This window comes from Microbacterium sp. sgz311019 (assembly GCF_056135325.1).
Genome location: NZ_JBWAXO010000010.1, coordinates 1 through 21040, shown reverse-complemented (window position 1 = coordinate 21040; position 21040 = coordinate 1). Strand labels below are relative to the sequence as shown.

General features: G+C 69.5%; 19 protein-coding genes. 8 read left to right on the top strand and 11 right to left on the bottom strand.

Translation table 11 applies throughout. The features are described 5' to 3' along the window. Positions 1 to 2: 2 nt before the first annotated feature. Positions 3 to 833 carry a zinc-ribbon domain-containing protein gene (locus AC0NZN_RS15440; RefSeq protein WP_474593206.1) on the bottom strand — a complete coding sequence of 277 codons (831 nt, stop codon included), beginning with the start codon at positions 831 to 833 and terminating at the stop codon, positions 3 to 5. Between the two features lie 41 nt (positions 834 to 874). On the opposite strand from AC0NZN_RS15440, the gene AC0NZN_RS15435 reads away from it, so the two are divergent. Continuing rightward, entirely contained in the window at positions 875 to 1294 is a 420-nt protein-coding gene (locus tag AC0NZN_RS15435) for a GIY-YIG nuclease family protein (RefSeq protein ID WP_474593205.1), read from the top strand. Positions 1295 to 1374: 80 nt separating this feature from the next. Here AC0NZN_RS15435 and AC0NZN_RS15430 read toward each other — a convergent pair whose 3' ends face one another. The 4 genes from AC0NZN_RS15430 to AC0NZN_RS15415 form a co-directional block, all read right to left on the bottom strand. Continuing rightward, positions 1375 to 2424: a LacI family DNA-binding transcriptional regulator gene (locus AC0NZN_RS15430; protein WP_474593204.1), complete on the bottom strand. Its 1050-nt coding sequence runs from the start codon at positions 2422 to 2424 to the stop codon at positions 1375 to 1377. A gap of 79 nt (positions 2425 to 2503) precedes the next feature. Then, positions 2504 to 3193: a phosphatase PAP2 family protein gene (locus AC0NZN_RS15425; RefSeq protein WP_474593203.1), complete on the bottom strand. Its 690-nt coding sequence runs from the start codon at positions 3191 to 3193 to the stop codon at positions 2504 to 2506. 71 nt (positions 3194 to 3264) lie between these two features. Further along, complete coding sequence (locus AC0NZN_RS15420) at positions 3265 to 4044, bottom strand: COG4705 family protein (RefSeq protein ID WP_474593202.1); 780 nt, start codon at positions 4042 to 4044, stop codon at positions 3265 to 3267. 62 nt (positions 4045 to 4106) lie between these two features. Next, the gene (locus tag AC0NZN_RS15415) at positions 4107 to 5693 is read right to left on the bottom strand and encodes a glycosyltransferase family 39 protein (RefSeq protein ID WP_474593201.1); all 1587 of its coding nucleotides are present in this window, start codon (positions 5691 to 5693) and stop codon (positions 4107 to 4109) included. A 402-nt stretch (positions 5694 to 6095) separates the two neighbouring features. Here AC0NZN_RS15415 and AC0NZN_RS15410 point away from each other — a divergent pair, with 402 nt between their 5' ends. Further along, entirely contained in the window at positions 6096 to 6677 is a 582-nt protein-coding gene (locus AC0NZN_RS15410; RefSeq protein WP_474593200.1) for a hypothetical protein, read from the top strand. A 121-nt stretch (positions 6678 to 6798) separates the two neighbouring features. Here the strand turns inward: AC0NZN_RS15410 and AC0NZN_RS15405 are convergent, their stop codons facing one another. Beyond that, positions 6799 to 7824, bottom strand: a complete 1026-nt coding sequence (locus AC0NZN_RS15405; protein ID WP_474593199.1) for a LacI family DNA-binding transcriptional regulator — start codon at positions 7822 to 7824, stop codon at positions 6799 to 6801. A 9-nt stretch (positions 7825 to 7833) separates the two neighbouring features. Continuing rightward, entirely contained in the window at positions 7834 to 9033 is a 1200-nt protein-coding gene (locus AC0NZN_RS15400) for a Gfo/Idh/MocA family protein (RefSeq protein ID WP_474593198.1), read from the bottom strand. Between the two features lie 204 nt (positions 9034 to 9237). On the opposite strand from AC0NZN_RS15400, the gene AC0NZN_RS15395 reads away from it, so the two are divergent. The 5 genes from AC0NZN_RS15395 (at position 9238) to AC0NZN_RS15375 (ending at position 16866) form a co-directional block, all read left to right on the top strand. Beyond that, entirely contained in the window at positions 9238 to 10206 is a 969-nt protein-coding gene (locus AC0NZN_RS15395) for a carbohydrate ABC transporter permease (protein ID WP_474593197.1), read from the top strand. A 10-nt stretch (positions 10207 to 10216) separates the two neighbouring features. Next, positions 10217 to 11164, top strand: coding sequence for a carbohydrate ABC transporter permease (locus tag AC0NZN_RS15390; protein ID WP_474593196.1), 948 nt, complete (start codon positions 10217 to 10219; stop codon positions 11162 to 11164). A gap of 46 nt (positions 11165 to 11210) precedes the next feature. Continuing rightward, the gene (locus AC0NZN_RS15385) at positions 11211 to 12590 is read left to right on the top strand and encodes an ABC transporter substrate-binding protein (protein ID WP_474593195.1); all 1380 of its coding nucleotides are present in this window, start codon (positions 11211 to 11213) and stop codon (positions 12588 to 12590) included. A 99-nt stretch (positions 12591 to 12689) separates the two neighbouring features. Beyond that, positions 12690 to 14867: an alpha-galactosidase gene (locus AC0NZN_RS15380; RefSeq protein WP_474593194.1), complete on the top strand. Its 2178-nt coding sequence runs from the start codon at positions 12690 to 12692 to the stop codon at positions 14865 to 14867. A 103-nt stretch (positions 14868 to 14970) separates the two neighbouring features. After that, positions 14971 to 16866: an amylosucrase gene (locus tag AC0NZN_RS15375; RefSeq protein ID WP_474593193.1), complete on the top strand. Its 1896-nt coding sequence runs from the start codon at positions 14971 to 14973 to the stop codon at positions 16864 to 16866. A gap of 42 nt (positions 16867 to 16908) precedes the next feature. On the opposite strand, the gene AC0NZN_RS15370 is transcribed toward AC0NZN_RS15375, so the two are convergent. The 4 genes from AC0NZN_RS15370 to AC0NZN_RS15355 form a co-directional block, all read right to left on the bottom strand. Then, complete coding sequence (locus AC0NZN_RS15370) at positions 16909 to 18150, bottom strand: serine/threonine-protein kinase (RefSeq protein ID WP_474593192.1); 1242 nt, start codon at positions 18148 to 18150, stop codon at positions 16909 to 16911. A gap of 2 nt (positions 18151 to 18152) precedes the next feature. Next, on the bottom strand, positions 18153 to 18569 hold the full coding sequence (locus AC0NZN_RS15365; protein WP_474593191.1) for a hypothetical protein: 417 nt from the start codon (positions 18567 to 18569) through the stop codon (positions 18153 to 18155). A 198-nt stretch (positions 18570 to 18767) separates the two neighbouring features. Beyond that, positions 18768 to 19205 (bottom strand): SRPBCC family protein, encoded by a 438-nt coding sequence (locus AC0NZN_RS15360; protein WP_474593190.1) that lies wholly within the window; start codon positions 19203 to 19205, stop codon positions 18768 to 18770. 56 nt (positions 19206 to 19261) lie between these two features. Continuing rightward, a complete protein-coding gene (locus AC0NZN_RS15355) occupies positions 19262 to 20083 on the bottom strand; it encodes a DUF3105 domain-containing protein (RefSeq protein ID WP_474593189.1) in 822 nt (273 codons plus the stop codon). Between the two features lie 250 nt (positions 20084 to 20333). Here AC0NZN_RS15355 and AC0NZN_RS15350 point away from each other — a divergent pair, with 250 nt between their 5' ends. After that, positions 20334 to 20783: a DUF805 domain-containing protein gene (locus AC0NZN_RS15350; RefSeq protein ID WP_474593188.1), complete on the top strand. Its 450-nt coding sequence runs from the start codon at positions 20334 to 20336 to the stop codon at positions 20781 to 20783. Positions 20784 to 21040: the final 257 nt, after the last annotated feature.

Genomic DNA, 21040 nt, shown 5'->3' with positions numbered 1-21040 from the left:
CCTCACGCATCGCGGCCGTACGCGTCCACCATCAGCGGCCCGCGGATCTCGCGCAGCCGCTCGACGATCCGGTCCATCCCGCGCCGGCCGAGGCTGGTCAGCTGCAGGTCGTGCGGGCCGAGCGGCTCGAGCCTGCCGGTGCGGATGCGCAGCACCTCCCACCCCGCCGCGCGCAGCAGCCTGTCCTTCTTGCGGTCGCTGTCTTCGCGCGGGCCCACGTGCTCGAGCCCGAACCGGCCCGGCGTGTCGTACTCGATCGCGACGCGCAGCTCGGGAAGCAGGAAGTCGGGCCAGACCTCGAGGTGCCCGTAGAACGGCCGCGAGACCCTGACGGCGGTGAACCCGGGTGTCACGTCGAGCCGAGCGAACAGCTGCTGCCGCAGGCGCGCCTCGACGGCCGAGGCCGGCTTCGGCGCGCATGCGCTCACGAAGGGCTCGCCGACGGCCAGGTCCGGCGTCTTCGCGCAGACCGCTCTCGCCGGCTTGGCCGTCTTGGTCCGCGGCGTTCCGGCGGGACGGATGCGCGGCGGCACGGCGAGTGCAGCGCACTCGGGACACCAGGCCGACCGGCGCCGGGTCTGTCCGGGACGGTTGCGCTGCTCGTCCGGAGTAGCGGCGAACAGGTGCCCGGCCTCGCACTGCCACAGCAGCAGCACGTCGGCCGCGGGCGGGATCTGCGTCAGGGTCAGTCCACGGTTGAGGTCGGGGTGGTATTGCCGGATGAGGGCGGGGAAGGCGGCCCACGCATCCCGATACGTGCCCACCGGATACGGCACTTCGACACCGCGCGAGAACTGGCGGCGTGCCCACCAGTTGGCGACGTTCTCCGGCATGGAGCGACCATACGACCGACCTCCCCCATTGGCGGTGGGGGGTGATCGGGCCAGGCGCCCTGCCCGGGCCGTGCTCGTTGTGCGGGGGGACCGATGGGGTTCGGGAGCCCGGTGGCTGGGAGTGCGCGATCTGCGGCTGGCGCTTCGGCGATGCCCCGGATGCCGACCTCCCGCGCCCCGTCGTCGAGGTCGTCTACTACCTGCGGTACCGGGAGCGGATCAAGATCGGCACGTCCCGCAACCCGAAGCAGCGGCTCGCGGCGATCTGGCACGAGGAGCTGCTCGCCTTCGAGCGGGGCGGCCGACCGCTGGAGCAGGCGAGGCATCGGCAGTTCGCGCATCTGCGCGAGGGCGGCGAGTGGTTCACCGCAGCGCCCGAGCTGCTCGCGCACGCCGCCGCCCTGCGGGACCGCGACCCGTGGCACGCGTACGCGCGCTGGATCGCGGACGCCCTCCGGTGACGCTCAGCGGTGCCGCTGATCCGGGCGAGGCGGGTGACGGACTCGGGTCGCTGGATGCGCGGACGCCGGCTCGTCGTCGGTCACGCGGTTCGGCCCGGTGTGCTGTCGCGCAGGACGACCTCGACCGGGATGGGCGTGGACGCCGACGGCCACTCCTCGTCGAGCGCCGCGTGCATCGTCCGGTAGCCGACGGTCTCGAGCGGTACGCGCACGGTCGTGAGTCCGGGGGTCACGTCTTCGGCGACGGGGATGTCGTCGAACCCGGCGAGCGCGATGTCGCCGCCGACATCGCGCCCGTGTGCCCGCAGCACCGACAGCGTCCCGAGGGCGACGACGTCGCTGATCCCGAAGACGAGCGTGCCCGGCTCGATGCCGTCGCGCAGGGCCTCCTCGATGAGCCGAGCGCCGGACTCCCTCGTGAAGGCACCGCGGTAGATGCGGTCGATGCGCCCCCCGCCGGCGGTGAAGCCCTCCGTGAACCCGGCGATGCGGTCATCGGAAGTGCGCACGCCCTCCGCCGCGCCGAGAATCACGGCCGTGCGGTACCCGCGCTGGGCGAGGGCAGCGCCGAGTTCGCGCGCTCCCCCGAGGTTGTCGATGACGACCGAGCGCACCGCGCCGCCGCCGGGACCGATCGCGACGACCCGGCTGCCGACGTGCGCGAGCGCATCGATCTCCGCGTGCAGCCCGGGGTCGCTCGACGCCGTGGTCCGCGATGCCGCGAGGATCACGGCACGCGGCCGCTGGCCACGGAGCGCCCGGATGACGGCGACTTCGCGCTCGGGATCGCGCTCTGTGGTGGCGATCGTCACGACGAGTCCGTTCTCGTCGGCGCCACGGGCGACCCCGGCGGCGATCTTGCCGAAGTAGGGGTCGGCGATGTCGGCGACCAGCAGGGCGATGATGGCGCTCGTCCCCCGGGCCGTCGCCTGCGCGGACAGATTCGGGGTGTAGCCCATGCGGCGCGCCGCATCCTCCACGCGCTCGCGGTACGAGTCGGCGACCTTTCGGGTCGAGCCGTTGAGCACGCGCGACGCGGTCGCGAGCGAGACACCCGCCTCGCGCGCGACGTCGTCGAGCGTCGGCGCAACCCCGCCGACGCTCGCGTGGTTCGTTCCCGGTTCCGACATCACCGCGAGTCTACGGGCGCCCGTGGTACGGCATGGGACCGGTGGACCGAGCGAAGGAAACCGCTATCCCTGGCGCGGCTCAGCGCCCGCCGTGGTCTTGCACGCGCTCCCCGTCGGCGAGCCGGCTCGGGAACACCCGCGCGGCCACCAGGTTCCACAGTCCCGCGAACAGGATGACGCCGGCGACGCCGTTCAGCACGGCGCCGACCACGTCCGACGCGAAATGCACGCCCAGGTACAGGCGTGACCAGCACACCAGCAGGACGAAGATCGCGCCGACGACGATGACGATCGATCGGGATGCCGCACCGCGGCACACCATGACGAGAGCCGTGACGAGGGCTGCCGCGAACACCACGTGCCCACTCGGGTAGCTGAACGTGGCCGGGCTCACGTTCAGCACGTGCGCGAGCGAGGAGGTCGAGGGTCGCGGCTGGGACACGACGGCCTTCACCACGATGGTCGTCAACCAGCCGAGGCCCGTCACGACGCACACGGCGAGCGCGAGCCGCCACCCCTCGATGAACAGCAGCACGAGGAACGTGACGGCGAGGATGACGGCGACGACCAGTGGCTTGTCCAGGACGTCGAGCGCCAGCGCGACCTGGTCGAGGAGCGGCGAGTGGACGTTGTTGATCGCACCATCGAGCGCAGCGAACCGGAGAGCCGGAATCGCCTTGGCCGCGAACCCGAGTGCGAATGTCAGAACGAACAGGACGACGGTCCACACGATCCAGTGGCGCGGGATGCGCAGCAGGGCGGATTTCACAGTGGGCGCCTTTCGTCGGGCGGCCGGATCGTCGACCGCGCTCGGTAGGAATCTATAAGCAGGACTGCGGATCAGGCGTCCGGCGCGGCGACGCTGACCGGACCCGCCCCGGCGCGCGTCGCGAGCGGCGCCGCACGGAGCACCGACTGCGCCACGACGCAGACCACGATCGCGACCAACAGCACGAGGCTCACCGGACCGGTGCCGAATCCCAGGCCGCCGAGGGCCTCGGGCCGCGCGAACCAGTCCGCGAAAGACGCGCCGAAGGGTCGGGTCAGCACGTAGGAGGTCCAGAACGCCGCCACGGCGCCCATCCCCCACCAGCGATAGCCGGCGCCGGGCAGCAGGAACAGCACGCCGAAGACGAATCCGGATGCGAGGAACCCGAGCCCGAACGTGACCGCGGTGAGATCGCCCACCGCGGTCCCGAGCGCGAAGGTCGCGAGCACGGCGCACCAGTAGAAGAACTCGCGCGCCCCGGTGGTGATCGAGTGGACCGAGAGCGTCCGCTGGCTCCGGTACCAGAGCGCGAACACGGCGGCCAGGATGACGGCGAAGCCCGTCGCCGACATCAGATACGGGATGCCGAACTGCACGTGCATCACATCCGCGACCATCGTGCCGAAGATCGCGACCATGAGCACGGCGAGCCAGTAGACCCACACGATGTACCTGCGCACCGCGAACTGGAGCACGAGCGCCGCAGCGAAGACCACGAACGTGATGCCCACCACCACGTACGGATCGAACGTCTTCACGAGGTAGTCGGACGTCGTCTCACCCATCGCCGTGGTCAGCAGCTTCGTCACCCAGAAGAGCGCGGTGACCTCGGGGACCTTGTTGCGACGCATGGGTGCCAGCCTCTGCGACACGTTCTCAGAATGTTCTGAGAAACGGGCCGGCGCCGGCCGGTTCAGCCCGTGGGGCCCGACCTCGTGAACAGCATCAGGAGACCCCGGTGGGTCGGGATGCGGACGCCCGCCGGTCGATACCCGATCGCCTCCAGGTCCCGGACGCCGTAGCTGTCGGCCTTGCCCGGCGCCGCGGCGTATTCGATCAGCCAGACCCGGTCGATGCCCGTGAAGCGGCCGAGGATCGCCGCATCCTGCACCGTGTAAGCGTCGTCGTGCCACAGGAGGTTGTCCCGGTACGGGACCTGCAGGGTCACGTCGCGCACGCCGTCGAAAGCGGCCGGATAGCCGTGCAGCGCGAGCCGCGGACGACGGGACAACCGGGTGCCCTCATCGAAGACCACGGCGTCGCCGGGTTGCGCTTCGGCGGCGACGACCGCCGAGATCTCGGCCAGGTCCGCCCCGTTCTTCGCGTAGGGCGTGCGCTGCGAGAGATAGACGGGCAGGGCCAGCAGGATGACGAGCGCCCCGGCGACGAGGCCCACGGCCCGGCGGACGCCGAGCAGGTCGTCCACGCCGCAGGCGATGAGGAGCGCGGCCGCGGGCGCGCAGAACGTGAGGTATCGCGGGGCGAAGTCCGGCACGACCGGATGCATTGCGAGGAGGATCAGCGTCGGCATGAGCAACCACAGCAGGGCGACGGCGACGAGTCCGGGCGCGGCGCGCTGCGGCGACGCGGCGAGGACCGCCCGCATCCACACCCGTCTCGCTGCGAATCCGACGGCCACGAGGATCATCGCCCATGCGAGCACGTCGAAGACCGGGCCGCCGAACCACAGATCGCCGAACAGCACCTGCGGAGAGACCTGGTCGGTGCCGGCCAGATAGGCGATCTGTCCGTGCTCGACGAATCCGTAGACGAGCACGGGCGCGGCGGCGGCGACGCCGATCGCGGATGCGACGCCCCAGGCCCACAGCGTGCGCCGAGACGACCGGGAGGCGAGAAGCACGACGGCGTGGACCGCCAGGAAGAGGATGACGTACGCGAACACGTAGATCCCGGCCGTGAGCAGGAGCCCGTACGCGACCCAGATGCCCGGGCGGGGTGCCGGGCGGGCGAGCGCGACCACGAGGACCAGTGTCAGCCACGCCACGATCGCCGCCGAGAGCGCGAACGACCGCGCTTCCTCGCCCATGGATGTCAGCCGCGGCACGATCGCGCAGACGAGACCGGTGATGACCGCGACCCGGCGCGAGCGGAGGCGGTCGGCGAGCAGGACGACCGCCGCAGTGGTGAGCCCGACCGCGATGGCGCTCGGAAAGCGGCTGGCGAACGGCGACAGTCCGAACATCCGGCCCCACACGTGCAGGCCGGCGTAGTACGTCCCGTGGACGGCATCCAAATTCCCCAGCATCGTGAGCAGCGACGGCAGCGACCGTCGGGCGGACATGATGCTCGTGACCTCGTCCGCCCACAGCGACGGGACCCAGGAGCCTGCGGCCGAGACGGCGCAGGCGAGGACGCCGAGGAGCGTCCCGATGAAGACCGGCGGCCGGCGGGACGTGCCGACCCGTGTGACGGCGGGCTCGAGCGCGGTGGCGGACAACGGGGAACCGTCCTTCCGTGGCCGGCGACCGGATGCCGTCACGCCTCATCCTTCACGGAATCCGCTGCGGGAAGCCGACCCCGACGGAGGGTGGGCCGCGGATGCATGGCGCCTCCGCGACCGGATCCGACGCACGTCGTCCAGGATCACCGCCCGGGACGGACCGCGGTGAGGCCTTTGGTCCCGCTCGGCAGAGGGACATGGGAGCCGCGGGACCATGGTCCCCTCCCGGGCCCGTTGCAGGAGGGAGCCTTGAGGTGCGCACACTCCGCGCGACCGCTCCCCCACGGAAGGGCCGGATCATGAAGCGACTTCCCGTCCAGATCGCCCTCGGCGTGCTCGTCCTGCTCGCCGGCGTCCTGATGCTGCTCGAGGCACTGCACGTGCCGATCAGTCCCGTGCTCTGGGGCGGCGTGGCGGCGTGCGCGGGCATCACCTTCGGCTATGTCTTCTTCGCAGATCGGCGATCGGGCCGCGATCCCCAGCGCCGCCCTGTTGGGACTGGCGATCGCGACCCTCATGGATCTCGATCCGAACGGCCTCGGGCAATGGACGGAGGTGCCCCTGCTCGCCGGCATCAGCGTGGGCTTCTGGGCGGTCTACCTCCGCGACCATGCGCGCTGGTGGGCGCTCATCCCGGCGGGCATCCTGCTGACGCTCTCGATCGTCATCGCTGTGGCGGCGGCGGTCGGAGCCGCTGAAACGGGCGCGATCTTCCTGATCGGGGCGGCGTTGACCTTCGTCCTCGTCGCAGTGCTGCCAGGTGGCGTCGGCCCGCGGTGGTGGGCGTGGTTCCCCGCGGGCGCCATGGCCCTGGGGGCCATCGCCGTTCTGGCGAGTGCGGCCCAGTGGGTCACTGTGGTGAACGTGCTGTGGCCGCTGGCGATCATCGCCGCCGGCGCCTTCCTCGTCTGGCGGGCGATCCGAGGCCGCCAGCAGCCGCCGGAGCAGGGAGACTCCGCAGCATCCGTCGAAAGCCCCGCCCAGGGGGTGGACGAACGCGCCCCCGATGTGAGGTCCGGCTGAGCATCGGTCCGCATCGGTCCGCGTCCCCCAACCCGCGGAGCGGAACTGCCGGGATTGCTCCACCGGATGTCGACGCCGCGTCCTCTGCGCGCGAGTGTCGTCGCCGCGACCGCCGCGAGCGCTACGCCTCGCGTGCCGCGACGGGGCAGCCGCACGATACGCGGCGCACGAGGGTGGGCGCGAAGAGCTGCGCGCGCGCCTGTGCACCGTCGTCGACGAGAGCGGCGACCGCCGCCTGGGCCATGGCGCGAACCGGCTGCGCCACGGAGGTCAGCGGCGGCCAGCTGTACTCGCCGTCCTTGGTCCCGTCGAAGGACACGATGGCCACGTCCTCGGGCACCCGGATCTGCGCCTCATGCACGGCCAGCAGCAGGCCGATGGCCATCTGGTCGGAGCTGACGAACAGCGCTGACGGCATCGTGCCGGTCTCGATCATCCAGCGGCCGGCGGCGTAGCCGCCCTTCATCGTGAAGGTGTCGCGGACGATCGGCCCCGGAGTGAGCCGGTGCTCCTCGATCGCGGAGCGCCAGCCTGCTTCGCGGGCATCGAGGTTGCCGCCCGACGTCGTGCCGGCGACGAGCCCGATGGTGCGGTGACCGTGACCGGCGAGGTGTGCGACGCCGAGGCGGGCACCCTCATAGAGGTCGACTCCCACCGACTTCACACCGGCGATGTCGTCGTACTGGTTGAGCATCACGAACGGCACATCGCCGGGCAGGAGGGCCTGGACGTCCGGCACGGCGAGGGTGCTGCTGAGGAGGATGCCGTCCACCCGCCGCGTCGTGAACTTCTCCACCAGGCGGCGCTCCCGCGCGGGCGAGCCGTCGGCGTTCGCGGCGAGGAGCGCGAGGCCGCGCTCCTCGGCCGCGAGCTCGACCTCGTGGGTGAGGTCGGCGAAGAACGGATTCGTGGCATCCGGAATGACGATGCCGACCATCTCCGGCGAGCCGAGGCGCAGCGCCCGGGCCGCCTGATTCGGACGGTAGCCGAGCATCGCCACCGCCTCACGGACCTTCGCCGCCGTCTCGGGCGACACGCGCTTGGACTCGTTCAGCACGTAGCTGACGACGGCGGTGCTGACACCCGCCAGCCGCGCCACGTCGTTTCGGGTAGCGGCGGGCTTGCTCGATGTCGGAATGCGAGGCACGACACCATCCTAGGAACGGGGTGCGTCGCCCAGATCCGGGATCGTCAGGCGCTCGCCACCGAGGAGCGCCGAACGGTGGGCGACGATGCCGGGGAGCGTGTAGCGTGCGGCCTCCCAGGCGTTGACCGGCGGCAACGTCCCGTTCGTCACCGCCACGACGAAGTCGTCGACGAGGAACTGGTGGCTGCCCTCGTGTCCGCTGGGCATCGCCCGCAGGGCGGCCGGAAGCCGCGACGGATCGTGCACCGGCGCCAGCCCGGAGACGAACGCATCGCGCAGTGCGGGGTCGACGTCGGCGAGCGACGGGTCGTCCGCATCCAGGGTCGGACGCGTCTCGATGAGCTCTGAGACATCGGTGAAGCCCTGCTTGTCCTGCCATACCGCACAGGCGACGAGCTGCTCGAAGCTTCCCTCCGTGCCGAAGTAGCGGAACCGGCTCTCGCGAAGATGCGAGGGGTACCCGACCCGGCGGAACTCGTTGATGCGCATCGCGCCGCCCCCGTCCAGCTCGAACAGCGCGCTCGCATTGGAGAAGTCGTTGTCGAACGCGCTCACCTCGCGGTCGAAGACCCCGTCGCCCCTGTCGTCGCGCACGCCGATGCAGCTGACGCTGACCGCGTGGCCGCCGATCGCGCCCAGCACACCGCCCACGGAGTGGGTCGGGTACAGCATGGGCGGGTAGCTCGCGGTGCTCTTCCAGGAGGCGCCTCCGGAGTACTGGTAGGCCGCATAGAAGCCCAGATCCATGTCGTGGACGTAGTCGCCCTCGGCGTAGAAGATGCGGCCGAACGAGCCGTCCTCGCGGCGCTTGCGGGCGTAGATCGTCGCGGGGTTGTAGTAACTCGTCTCGCCCATCATGTACGTCAGGCCGGTGTCGGCCACCGCCTCGATGATGGCGGCGATCTCGTCCTCGGTGACGGCCATCGGGACGGCGGAGTACACGTGCTTGCCCGCGCGCAGCGCCTGGACGACGAGCGGCCCGTGCGTCCAGCGCTGCGTGAAGATGGCGATCGCATCCAGATCGCTCGCCAACATGGCCTCGAAGCTCGGGTACGTTCCGGCCAGCCCCTGGCGCTCGACCAGCACGCTCGCCCGTTCGGGAACCACATCCGTGACGTAGACATCGCCCACCAGCGGGTGCGCGTCGAAGAGTTTGGCGAACTGGCCGGAGAACTGTCCGGCCCCGACGATGCCGAGCGTGAAGGTCATGAGGCGAGTGTTCCATTCGTTGGCTACACGAGTCAACCTACTTCTCACAAGATGAAAGCATTCACCCGTATTTCCGCAAATATTCCTCTTGCAGGGTATTGGTTACTCGTGTAGCTTGCTCGCCAAGGAGTCCGATTCCCCGGACGACCCAGCAGGCGAAAGGGAAGAGACGATGACGTCCCATCTGGACCGGCGGGCGAGCTCATGACCACGGAGAGCTACCTCACCACCGCCGAGGCGCTCGGCGAGTACGAGACGCAGAAGAAGCGCGCCGGCCGCCGACGCAGGCCGAAGCCCGAGGGCTACAGCCGCGGCGAGACCCTGACCGCACTCGCGTTCATCGCGCCGGCGCTGCTCGGCTTCCTGGTCTTCTACCTGTACCCGACCATCCGCGGTGTCTACCTGAGCCTCACGTCCTACGACCTGCTGTCAGACCCCCAGTTCATCGGCCTGAAGAACTACATCAAGATGGCGAGCGACCCGCTGTTCTGGAACGCGCTCGCGGTCACCATCGAGTACGTGCTGATCAACATCGTGGTGCAGACGATCGTCGCCGTCCTCCTCGCGGTGCTGATGCAGCGGCTGACGAAGTCGCTGACGATCCGCGGGTCGCTGCTCATCCCGTTCCTCATCTCGAACGTGATCGCTGCGATGGTGTGGTTCTGGCTGCTGGACTACCAGATCGGCCTGGTCAACGAGATCTTCTCCTTCTTCCACCTCGACAAGATCGCGTTCTTCAACGACCCGACCTGGGCCATCCCGACGATCGCGCTCGTGAACGTCTGGAAGTACATGGGGTACACCGCCCTGCTGGTATTCGCGGGCCTGCAGACGATCCCGACCTACCTGTACGAGGCCGCCTCGATCGACGGCGCCACGGAGTGGAAGTCGTTCTGGCGGATCACCCTGCCGCTGCTGCGTCCGGTCCTCGCGCTGGTCCTTGTGACCTCCGTGACCGGTTCGTTCCAGATCTTCGACACCGTCGCGGTGACCACCCGCGGCGGCCCGATCAACGCCACCCGGGTCATGCAGTACTACATCTACCAGCAGGGGTTCGGGAACTACGAGTTCGGCTACGCCAGCGCCCTGTCGGTCGTGCTCATGGTCATCCTCGCGCTCATCGCGTTCGCCCAGCTGCGCCTGCTCCGCGCGGACCAGTCCGACCTCGCCTAAGGAATCCGTCATGACTGTCACTGCCACCGAGACCATGGTCACCGCGGGAGCCTCGTCGAAGAAGCGGGTCGCCCGGCCGCGGCGCCGTCTGTCACCGGGCCGGTTCCTGGCCTGGGCGCTGCTGATCGCCGTCCTCGTGCTGACCTTGTTCCCGTTCTACTGGATGCTGCGCACGTCGTTCTCCAGCGACAAGGCGCTGTTCACCAATCCCACCAGCCTGCTCCCCGTCGACTTCACGATCGGCCCGTACCTGCGGGTACTGGGCCTGGCCAGCCCGGCCCAGGCGATCGCGGAGGGCGGATCCGGGGCGAACGTGAACTTCCTGCTGTACCTGCGCAACTCCGTCATCTATGCGACCGCGGTCACGCTCGGACAGCTGCTGTTCTGCTCGTTCGCCGCCTACGCGTTCGCGCGCCTGCGCTGGCCGGGACGCAACGCCGTGTTCTTCGTGTTCCTCACCGCGCTGATGATCCCCGGGATCTTCACGATCCTGCCGAACTTCCTCCTCATCCGGGACATGGGACTGCTGAACACCATCGTCGGCATGATCCTGCCCACCCTGCTGATGGCCCCGTTCTCGATCTTCTTCCTGCGCCAGTTCTTCCTCGGCATCAACAAGGAGATCGAGGAGGCGGCCAAGATCGACGGCGCCGGGCATCTGCGGATCTTCTTCCGGATCATCGTGCCGATGTCCACCGCGCCGATCGTGACGCTCGGCATCCTCACGTACATCAGCACCTGGAACGACTACTTCTGGCCGTTGCTGGTCGGCGGTACGGAGGACACCCGGGTCCTGACCGTCGCGCTCGGCGTCTTCAAGTCCCAGACGCCGGGTGGCGCGCCCGACTGGGCGGGACTCATGGCCGCGACCGTGATCGCCGCACTCCCCGTCCTCGTCCTCTTCTTCATCTTCGGACGTCGAGTCGTCGACTCGATCGGATTCTCCGGGCTCAAGTAGCGCAGAGCCTCTCCCGCAAAAACCCACCCCCAAGAAAGGCACCGCAATGTCTCGCACCACCAAGATCACGGCAGCCATCGCCGGCATCGCCGCCGTGGGCATCGCCCTGGCCGGATGCTCCGGCGGCAGCAGCTCCGGCAACAACGCCGCCCTCACGACCAAGAACGCCTCCGGCGACGTCTCGTACTGGCTCTGGGACAACAACCAGCAGCCCGCCTACCAGGCGTGCGCGGACGCGTTCCACCAGGCCAACCCCAAGATCAACGTGAAGATCTCGCAGTACTCCTGGGGCGATTACTGGACCAAGCTGACCACCGGGTTCGCCTCGGGGACCGCTCCGGACGTGTTCACCGACCACATCTCCCAGTACCCCCAGTTCGTCAAGGACAAGCAGCTCGTCCCGCTGAACTCGATCGTCAAGGACGACAAGATCGACCTCACCCAGTACCAGCCGGGACTGGCCGACCTCTGGGTGGCCAAAGACGGCAACCGCTACGGCCTGCCGAAGGACTTCGACACCACGGCCTACTTCTACAACAAGAACATGACCGACGCCGCCGGTGTCACCCCCGGCCAGCTCAGCTCGCTGACCTGGAACCCGAACGACGGCGGCACCTTCGAGAAAGTCATCGCGCACCTCAGCATCGACCAGAACGGCAAGCGCGGCGACGAGGCGGGCTTCGACCCGGCCCACGTCAAGGTCTACGGCCTCGGCCTGGACGGCGGCTCGGGCGGCTACGTCGGCCAGACGCAGTGGGCGCCGTACGCGCTCAGCCTCGGCGCCTGGAAGTACATGAACAAGGACACCTGGGGCACCGGGTTCAACTTCAACAACGCCGACTTCCAGAAGATGATCACCTGGTACTCCGGGCTCATCAAGAAGGGCTACATGCCCTCCATCGCCGCCGTCACCAACCAGGACTCGGTCAGCCTGCTCGCCGCGGGCAAGTACGGTCTGCTGCTACAGGGCGACTGGGTCACCAGCGGCGCGAGTGGACAGATGGGCGCCAAGCTCGGCCTCGCACCGACTCCGGTCGGCCCGTCCGGCAAGCGCGCCAGCATGTTCAACGGTCTCGGCGACTCGATCTGGGTCGGATCCAAGAACAAGCCTGCCGCCGCGAAGTGGGTCGAATACCTCGCCTCGCCCGCCTGCCAGGACATCATCGGGTCCAAGGCGGTCGTCTTCCCCGCCATCAAGGAAGCCACCGACAAGGCGCAGGCCGCGTTCGCGGCGAAGGGGCTCGACATGTCCGCGTTCCTCGTGCACGTCAAGGACGGCACCACCGCCCTCTACCCGCTGTCCGAGAACTCGTCCAAGATCACCACGATCATGCAGCCCGCGATGGACTCGGTGTTCTCCTTCAAGTCCCCCGCGTCCTCGCTGACGGATGCCAATACCCAGGTCAACGCCCTCTTCCAGCAGTAAGGCCCTCACCGCTTCGGGGGTCCGGCACCGCGCCGGGCCCCCGAAGCACGTCTTGGCCGCCCCGGAGCCCCCTGTCCGCATCCCTCCCCAGAAAGACCCATGAGCACTCTCCACCTGCGCTCCCACTCCGTGAGCCTTCTCCTCAGCACCGGCCCGGACCACGCCCCTCAGGCCGAGATCCTCCACTGGGGCCCGCCCATCGACCACAACGGCGCCGACGCCGATCCGATGCTGCTCGCCCCGCCGATCTCGCACTCGTCCTTCGACGTTCCGGTCGTGGCAGGGCTCCTGCCCCAGGCCTCCTCGGGCTGGCTCGGCCGGCCGGGACTGCGCGGAAGCAGGGACGGAAAGGACTTCTCCCCCGCGCTGCGCTTGACGGAGATGGATCCGACGCCCGACGGTCGGGGGGTCCGCATCGTGCATGCCGACGCGGTCGCCGGCCTCGAGGTCACCCACCACCTCCGCCTTCACGGGAACGGGATGCTCGAGCTCTCGGCGCAGCTCCAGAACTCCGGGCCGACGCCGTACCGCCTCGACGAGCTGGGACTCGCGCTGCCGATTCCCGCCGCTGCCACCGAGCTTCTGGACCTTTCCGGCCGGTGGTGCCGCGAGCAGCATCCACGGCGCCACCGTGTCGAGGACGGCACGTGGGTCCGCACCGGCCGCCACGCCCGCACGGGTCACGACGCGTCGCTGCTCATCGCGGTCGGCACGTCCGGATTCGCCAACCGCCGCGGCCGGGTGTGGGCGACGCATTTCGCCTGGTCGGGCGATCGTGAGCAGTACCTCGACGCGCTGACCGACGGGCGGCGGATGCTCGGTGCGACCGAGCTGCTCGGCTCCGGCGAGATCGTGCTCGAACCGGGCGAGACGTACTCCACCCCCGTCCTGTACGCCGCATACTCCGATGCCGGCGTCGACGGGATCACCGCCGTCTTCCACGAGTGGTTCCGGGCACGCGAGACGCACCCCCGCCCCGCGCGTCCGGTCGTGCTCAACACGTGGGAGGCCGTCTACTTCGACCACGACCTCCAGCCGCTCGTCGCGCTCGCCGACCGCGCCGCCGCGGTGGGCGTCGAGCGGTTCGTGCTCGATGACGGCTGGTTCCACGGTCGCCGGGACGATCGGCGGGCGCTCGGCGACTGGCACGTGGACGCGGCCCGCTGGCCCGACGGCCTCGGTCCGCTCATCGATGCGGTGCAGGCCCGCGGGATGGACTTCGGGCTCTGGGTCGAGCCGGAGATGGTGAGCGCCGATTCCGACCTCGCGCGGGCGCATCCGGACTGGATCAGCGGACCGTTCGACACGTCGCGACCCGCCCGCCGGCCGCTGGAGTTCCGTCACCAGCAGGTGCTCGACCTGGTGAACCCCGACGCATGGCAGTACGTCTACGAGCGCATGCACGCCCTGCTCGCGCAGTACGACATCGCCTATCTGAAGTGGGATCAGAACCGCGATCTCACCGAGGCCGGCCACGACGGCCGACCCTCCGTGCACGCGCAGACCCGGGCGCTCTACCGACTCATCGACGCCCTGAAGGCGGCGCACCCGACCGTCGAGATCGAGTCCTGCTCCTCGGGCGGCGGTCGCGTCGACCTCGGCATCCTCGCCCGCACCGATCGGGTGTGGCCGTCGGACTGCAACGACGCACTGGAACGGCAGACGATCCAGCGGTGGACGCAGGCCGTGCTGCCGCCGGAACTCGTCGGAACCCACATCGGCCCGCCGCGAGCGCACACGACCGGGCGCGAGCTCGACCTCTCGTTCCGCGCGATCACCGCTCTGTTCGGGCACCTGGGCATCGAGTGGGACCTCCGTGAGGCACGTCCGGACGAGCTCGAGACCCTCGCCCGCACCGTGGCTCTCTTCAAGCAGCACCGCCACCTGCTCCACACCGGCCGCCGGGTGAACGCGGACCTCCCCGACCCGAACGCGGTGCTGCACGGCGTCGTCGCCGGCGACGGATCCGAGGGCCTGTTCGCCGCGGTCGCGCTCGGCACGTCGGTCGCGACGACGCCGGGATGCGCCGGACTCCCCGGCCTCGACCCGCAGCGTCGCTATCGCGTGGAGGCGATCGATCTCGAGCCTCCGGTCGCGTCGGCCGATGCCGGCCCCCGCAGGGGCTTCATGCAGATCGCCGCGCCGGCGTGGATGGCGCAGGGGGCCGAGGCATCCGGATCCTTCCTCGCCGAGGTCGGGATCGCCCTGCCGATCCTGCAACCTGCCCACGCGCTGCTGCTGCACGTCACGGCCGTCGACCGGCCGGAGGGCGCGTGAGCCGGATGCGCATGCCGGGGGTGCCCTCCGGCGCTCCGGGTGAGAGCATGGCGCTCGAAGCCCGGGCCGCCCCGCCGGTCACGATCCCGATGGAGGGAGCAGCATGGCACGACTGAATCTGGAGACCGCCGACGACCGCGAGGCCGCACTTGCCGCCGTGCGGGAGGCGCTGGGCGGGGGCGACGAGGCGTTCCTGCACCGCTTCGGGGAGTCGTTCCCGACCCTGCACGAACTCTTCGCGCAGCTCTACGGCGGCCGGGACGACGGCCGCGAGGCGCTGGCATCCGTCATCGCGGCCGCCGCGGCATCGTGGCGTGCGCGACCCGTCGCGCTGAAGGCGCACGATGCGCGGCGCGAGGCCGACCCGGACTGGTTCCAGTCCGAGGGCATGCTGGGCGGGGTCTGCTACGTCGACCGGTACGGCGGCACGCTCGCCGGCATCCGCGCGCAGATCCCGTACTTCCAGGAGCTCGGCCTCACATACCTGCACCTGATGCCGCTGTTCGCATCTCCCGAGGGCAACAACGACGGCGGGTACGCGGTGTCGAGCTACCGGCAGGTGGATCCGCGCCTCGGGACGATGGACGAGCTCGCACAGCTCGCATCCGACCTGCACGCGGCCGGGATCTCGCTCGTCGTGGACTTCATCTTCAATCACACGAGCAACGAGCACGAGTGGGCGCGCAAGGCTGTCGCCGGCGAGCCGGGGTTCGAGGACTTCTACCTGATCTTCCCCGACCGCACGATGCCGGACCGGTACGAGGAGACGGTCCGCGAGATCTTCCCCGACGACCATCCCGGCGCGTTCGTCCAGCTGCCCGACGGACGGTGGATCTGGGCGACGTTCTACCACTTCCAATGGGACCTCAACTATGCGAACCCCGCGGTCTTCCAGGCCATGGCGGGCGAGATGCTGTTCCTCGCGAATCAGGGCGTCGAGATCCTCCGCATGGACGCGGTCGCATTCATCTGGAAGCGCCTCGGCACGGCGTGCGAGTCGCTTCCCGAGGCGCACCTCCTCCTTCGTGCGTTCAACGCGGTGCTGCACATGGGGGCACCGTCGGTGCTGTTCAAGTCAGAGGCGATCGTGCATCCCGACGAGGTCATCACGTACATCTCGCCCGAGGAGTGCCGCCTCTCGTACAACCCGCTGCAGATGGCCCTCACGTGGGAGGCTCTGGCCACCCGCGACGGCCGCATGCTCCAGCAGGCGCTCGAGCGCCGCCACGCGCTGCCTGCCGGCACGGCGTGGGTGAACTACGTGCGCAGCCACGACGACATCGGTTGGACGTTCGCCGATGAGGATGCCGCGGAGCTCGGCATCGAGGGCTACCCGCACCGCCGCTTCCTGAACGACTTCTACGTCGGCCGCATCGAGGGGACGTTCTCTCGCGGGGTGCCCTTCCAGGAGAACCCGAAGACCGGGGATGCGCGCATCGCGGGGACCACCGCATCCCTCGCCGGCATCGAAGCGGGCGACGACGGCGGCGAGGACCGGGTCATCCTCGCCCATGCGATCGCCCTCTCCACCGGCGGCATCCCCCTGATCTACCTCGGCGACGAGGTCGCGCAGCTGAACGACTACTCCTATCGGGACGATCCGGCGCACGCCGGCGACAGCCGGTGGGTGCATCGCCCGGAACGACCGGATGCGGCGTACGCCAGCCGCCACGACCTGTCGACCGCCGCGGGACGCGTGCACGAGCGGCTCACCGCACTCATCGCGGCCCGACGGCGCACCCCGGAGCTGGCCGGCAACACCCTCATCCCGTTCGACGCGCACGAGCGCACGGTGGTCGGCTATCAGCGTCCGGGAGACGAAGACACGGTGCTCGTGCTCGCCAACGTCGGCGACGACGCGGTCCGGATCGATCCGGTCACGCTGTCCGGATTCGCTGCGGCTGCGGTCGACGTCGTGGGCGGCGGCCCGATCCGGCTCGACGACGGTCTCGAGCTGCCGGCGCATGGCTTCGTCTGGCTGCGGGTGACGCCTGCCTGATCGTGCACCCGCGTGGCTCGGCGTGGACGTCGTGCGCGTCGATCAGGGTCTGGTGGTCGTCGAGACGTGTTGCTCGAGCTGCTTCAGGTGCTCGCCCAGCGTGCCGCCCACCGCGGGGTAGCTGCGGACGGGGTCGGGCGTCGTCGAGGGGGTCAGCGTGGGAATGGCGGTGAACGCGATGATGACCGCCGCGAGGACTGCGACGACAGCGGCGACCAGGATCATCGCTCGGGGGCGGGCGCGCGTGCGCGCCAGTGCTGCCGCCCGGTCGCTCATTCCCCGGGCAGGGCCCGGGGAGGACGCGGGGGCGGGCATGACCAGTGTCGCGCGCGTGGATGGCGGGGCGTCCAGGTCCGCGGGCGGCATCGCGACCGTGGCCTCCTGCGTGCGGGCGAGAGTGGCGGTGGCCTCCCCCGGTATGGCGGCGGCATCCCCCGGTGGGTCCTCCGGCATCGTGCCAAAGCGGGCCGCGACCTCATCTGCGCTGGGGCGTCGCGCGGGGTCGCGCGCGGTCATCTCGCGGAGGAGGTCGCCCCATGCCGGGCCGAGCTCCGCCGGAATCCGCGGGTCGCGCGCCAGTCGCGCGGCGGCCGCCTCGACAGCTTTGCCCTGGTATTCGCGATGCCCGGTGAGTCCCTCCAGGAGCACCAGTCCGAGCGAGTAGACGTCGGTGGCGGCGGTGAGGTGCTGCCCGGTGACCTGCTCCGGGCTCATGTAGCTCGCCGTTCCCGTCACGAGACCGGTCGCGGTCAGCTTCGCCTCGTCCACCAGGCGGGCGATGCCGAGGTCGGTGAGTTTGGCGTCCACCGCGTGAGGCGAATCCGGCAGCAGGATGTTGCCCGGCGACACGTCCCGGTGGATCACGCCCTGGCTGTGGATGTAGGCCAGCGCGCGCGCGATGTCCGCTCCGATCGCCCCGAGGGCAGCCCGGTCGATCACGCCGGCGCGCAGCCGGTGTCCGGCGTCGGTGCCCGGGACGAATTCCAGCACCAGGACGACCCGGCCGTCTGCGTCTGCGACCGCGTCGAACAAGGTGACGAGGCACGGATGCGACAGCTTCGCCAGAAGGCGCACTTCCGCTTGCTGGCGAACGAGATCCTCGGACGACGCGTACTCGGGGCGGAAGACCTTCAGCGCGACCTCGCGGCCCAGCGCTTCATCCGTCGCCCGGTAGACCTCGGCCATTCCGCCCTGGCCGATCCGCTCGATGACGCGGTATCGGTCGGCCAGTCGCCTGCCCACGAGGGGCGAGTCGGCCTGCGGCATTCTCCTGGTGTCGGTCACGCTCAGCCACCGCCCCCATGGTCGCCCTTGCCGTCTTTCCCTTTTCCGTTGCCGCTCGGCTTCGGCTGGTTCTGCTGTTGCTGTTGCAGCTGCTCGAGCTGCTGCTGGAGGCGGGCCTTGTCGGCCTGATCCTGCAGCTGCGACAGATCCGCCCGGATGGTGGCGATGGATGCGGCGACCGCGTCGTGGCGGCTGCGACTGATCTCGCCCTTGCGGGCGGCCGCGTCGTTCATGCGCTCGAGGTCGGTGAGCTTCTGCTGGGCACCGGCAAGGTCATTCGCGCTCGCCGCCTGCGCCACCGCCAGCACTCCGTGCTGCAGCGTCGTGGCCGTCGTGCTGGAGTAGGACTCCCCGCCGGCGCAGCCCGACAGCGTGAGCCCCAGCGCCAGCACGCCCGCGGCAGCCCAAAGGGATCTCATCTCGCCCACTCGCCCATCACCCACTTTCCGACATCCACCACCCACGCTAACCCCTCTCCGCCCATCGCCCCGCGTCTCGCCCAGGGGTTGATCCTGCGGCGGATCACGGCTAGATGATGTGTGACCTGGGATTTCCGGGGCCGCGACTGCGATGGCGGTGTTCGCCTGGCTCACGAGCATCCGCACCCGGGCGGACACCTACCCGGCGAGGACGCGGTCCAGCTTCGCGAAGGTGCGCCGCCAGCCTTGCGCGTAATCGTGATCCGTCACGCCCTGGAGTTCGCCGTGCACGAAGCGCATGTCTGTTCCCGTGTCATCCGCCGCCAGGAGCACGGTCACTCGGGATGGGGCGTTGGTCTCGCTGAGCCACGACCAGGTGAAATCCAGCTCGGTCTGCTCCTCGACGCGCAGGTACTCCCCCGCGCAGGTGTGCACGTCACCGCTGGAATCTCGGAAGGAGATGACGAAACGCCCGCCCGGTCGCACGTCCAATTCTGCCGATGTCACCACGCCCTCGGGGTCCGAACCCCACCAGAGAGACACGACCGTCGGGTCCGTCCATGCGCTCCACACCAGCTCCGGTGCAGCGTCGAAGTGGTGGTCGACGGTGACGGATGTCGCCGGCTCCTCGGACATACCGCGAATGCTATCGCCGGAGTTCCCCATCCGGCTTGCCGAACGCGACGCCGGCCTCAGTTCCCTGAGCCTTCGTCGGTGGCGCCGCTCGGATTGGGCACGGTGCCCCCGTACTGCGCCGCGACGCCGCCCGTCTGCACGGGAACCCCGTCAACCGGAGCACCGTACTCGGGCGAGTAGGTGCGGCTGAATCGGAAGACGTCGACGAATCGCTGCAGGCGCGCGTCCGAGGCATCCGCGAGCTGTAACTGGTGGCCCCACGCGGAGATCACGATGGGGCTCGGCAGGCTGTCATCGGCCCACGGGGCCATGGTGATGTATCGGTTGGACTGGCCGGGCAGCCCGGAGATCTGCTCCGGGATCAGCGACTGCTTGCCGACGAAGTCGACGAGCTGCTGCACCTGGGCGTCCGTGAGCGACGCGCGGTAGGAGATCCAGACGCCGCCGTGCTCGAGCGTGTGCACCGCGCGCTCGCTCGGCACCGGCTTGTCGTAGACGCCGGCGTTCATCCAGACCGGGTCGTGTGGGCCTCCGGCGGGCGGTGTGCTCGCGTACGTCACCTTCCCGGTGACGTGGGTGTGCTCCTCGGCACCGCTCACCGCGTTGCCGCTCCCGTCGACCGCCGTCGACCAGGCGATGACGCCAGGGATGCCCGAGTCGTCGGCGACCTGGGTCACCGGCCGCTGGGTGGTGGCAGGTGCGCCCGCCACCGGCCCCGCAGGGATGACCTCGGTGCCCGAGGATCCGCCGGCTGCAGGTGACGAGCTCGAACGGCTGCCCGATGTTCCCGCTCCCGTCGAGCCGCCGGACGCGCACCCGAAGAGAAGGACGCTCGACACGACGAGAAGCACAGCCAGACCATGGACACGAAGGCGCATGAGAACATCTCAGCACGCCAATCTATGGCCGGGCGCCGCAACTTGTGTTCCGGACAGGAATCGAACCTGCGGCGGCGGAGTCCGAGGATCCCGTTGAAAGGCTTCTTCGCCGCGCATTGTCCGGCGCCCAGTGTGAAGTATGCGAGGAATGCTGAAGCCGTAACTCAGCGTGACTTGGGGGCACTGTTTGAACCGTGGCTAAACTGCGGGCGGCTGCTTAATCGGGAGCCCGTTCAAGTGAAGGAGAATTATGAGTGATGTGTCGGTCGCGACTGCGCCGTTGAACAAGCCGCTGTATGGGGCCACTTTCGGGCAGGCGGTGTCCCGGTTCTGGCGCAACTACGTGAATTTCAGCGGGCGTGCAAGTCGCAGCGAGTACTGGTGGGCAGTGCTGTTCACGACGATCGTCGCCCTTCCGCTTTCGGTGCTCGCCCTCGTGTTCGGCGGCGGCCACATCGACGCGACCACCGGCCAGTTCGTGTGGGGTGCCGGCTATTTCCTGTTCATGGGGCTCTCGTGGTTGTGGGGGCTGGCCATCCTCCTGCCCTCCCTTGCCATCGTCTGGCGGCGGCTTCATGACACGAACCGGTCCGGTGCGTTCTACTTCCTCGTGCTCATCCCTTTGGTGGGGCCGCTCATCGTGCTCATATTCCTGATCATGGACAGCAACCCCGAGGGGGAGCGCTTCGACCGCTCGTAGACGCGGAGACAGCGAATGGTCACCGGCCGTCGGGACTCGTGCCAACGGCCGGTGACCCAAATATCCCGACTACGCGCAGCCAGGGCCACGGTTCATGGCGGATACCGCCGCAACTCAACCTCCGCGTGCCGACGTGACGTCCCCTGGGGTGGTGTAGATCTCGGGCTCGAGTGTCACGTCGAGGACGTGGTGAGCCATCGTGCGATGGTCAGTGAGACAACGACCAAGTCACTCACAGAAAGACACAACGCACGATG

What these genes read in the sequence shown, in the direction of transcription:
- AC0NZN_RS15355 (WP_474593189.1), bottom strand. Translation starts at nt 20,083, where the DNA reads ATGCGCCTTCGTGTCCATGGTCTGGCTGTGCTTCTCGTCGTGTCGAGC.
- AC0NZN_RS15410 (WP_474593200.1), top strand. Translation starts at nt 6,096, where the DNA reads ATGTCTTCTTCGCAGATCGGCGATCGGGCCGCGATCCCCAGCGCCGCC.
- AC0NZN_RS15430 (WP_474593204.1), bottom strand. Translation starts at nt 2,424, where the DNA reads ATGTCGGAACCGGGAACGAACCACGCGAGCGTCGGCGGGGTTGCGCCG.
- AC0NZN_RS15360 (WP_474593190.1), bottom strand. Translation starts at nt 19,205, where the DNA reads ATGTCCGAGGAGCCGGCGACATCCGTCACCGTCGACCACCACTTCGAC.
- AC0NZN_RS15390 (WP_474593196.1), top strand. Translation starts at nt 10,217, where the DNA reads ATGACTGTCACTGCCACCGAGACCATGGTCACCGCGGGAGCCTCGTCG.
- AC0NZN_RS15350 (WP_474593188.1), top strand. Translation starts at nt 20,334, where the DNA reads ATGAGTGATGTGTCGGTCGCGACTGCGCCGTTGAACAAGCCGCTGTAT.
- AC0NZN_RS15375 (WP_474593193.1), top strand. Translation starts at nt 14,971, where the DNA reads ATGGCACGACTGAATCTGGAGACCGCCGACGACCGCGAGGCCGCACTT.
- AC0NZN_RS15395 (WP_474593197.1), top strand. Translation starts at nt 9,238, where the DNA reads ATGACCACGGAGAGCTACCTCACCACCGCCGAGGCGCTCGGCGAGTAC.
- AC0NZN_RS15385 (WP_474593195.1), top strand. Translation starts at nt 11,211, where the DNA reads ATGTCTCGCACCACCAAGATCACGGCAGCCATCGCCGGCATCGCCGCC.
- AC0NZN_RS15420 (WP_474593202.1), bottom strand. Translation starts at nt 4,044, where the DNA reads ATGCGTCGCAACAAGGTCCCCGAGGTCACCGCGCTCTTCTGGGTGACG.
- AC0NZN_RS15400 (WP_474593198.1), bottom strand. Translation starts at nt 9,033, where the DNA reads ATGACCTTCACGCTCGGCATCGTCGGGGCCGGACAGTTCTCCGGCCAG.
- AC0NZN_RS15380 (WP_474593194.1), top strand. Translation starts at nt 12,690, where the DNA reads ATGAGCACTCTCCACCTGCGCTCCCACTCCGTGAGCCTTCTCCTCAGC.
- AC0NZN_RS15440 (WP_474593206.1), bottom strand. Translation starts at nt 833, where the DNA reads ATGCCGGAGAACGTCGCCAACTGGTGGGCACGCCGCCAGTTCTCGCGC.
- AC0NZN_RS15365 (WP_474593191.1), bottom strand. Translation starts at nt 18,569, where the DNA reads ATGAGATCCCTTTGGGCTGCCGCGGGCGTGCTGGCGCTGGGGCTCACG.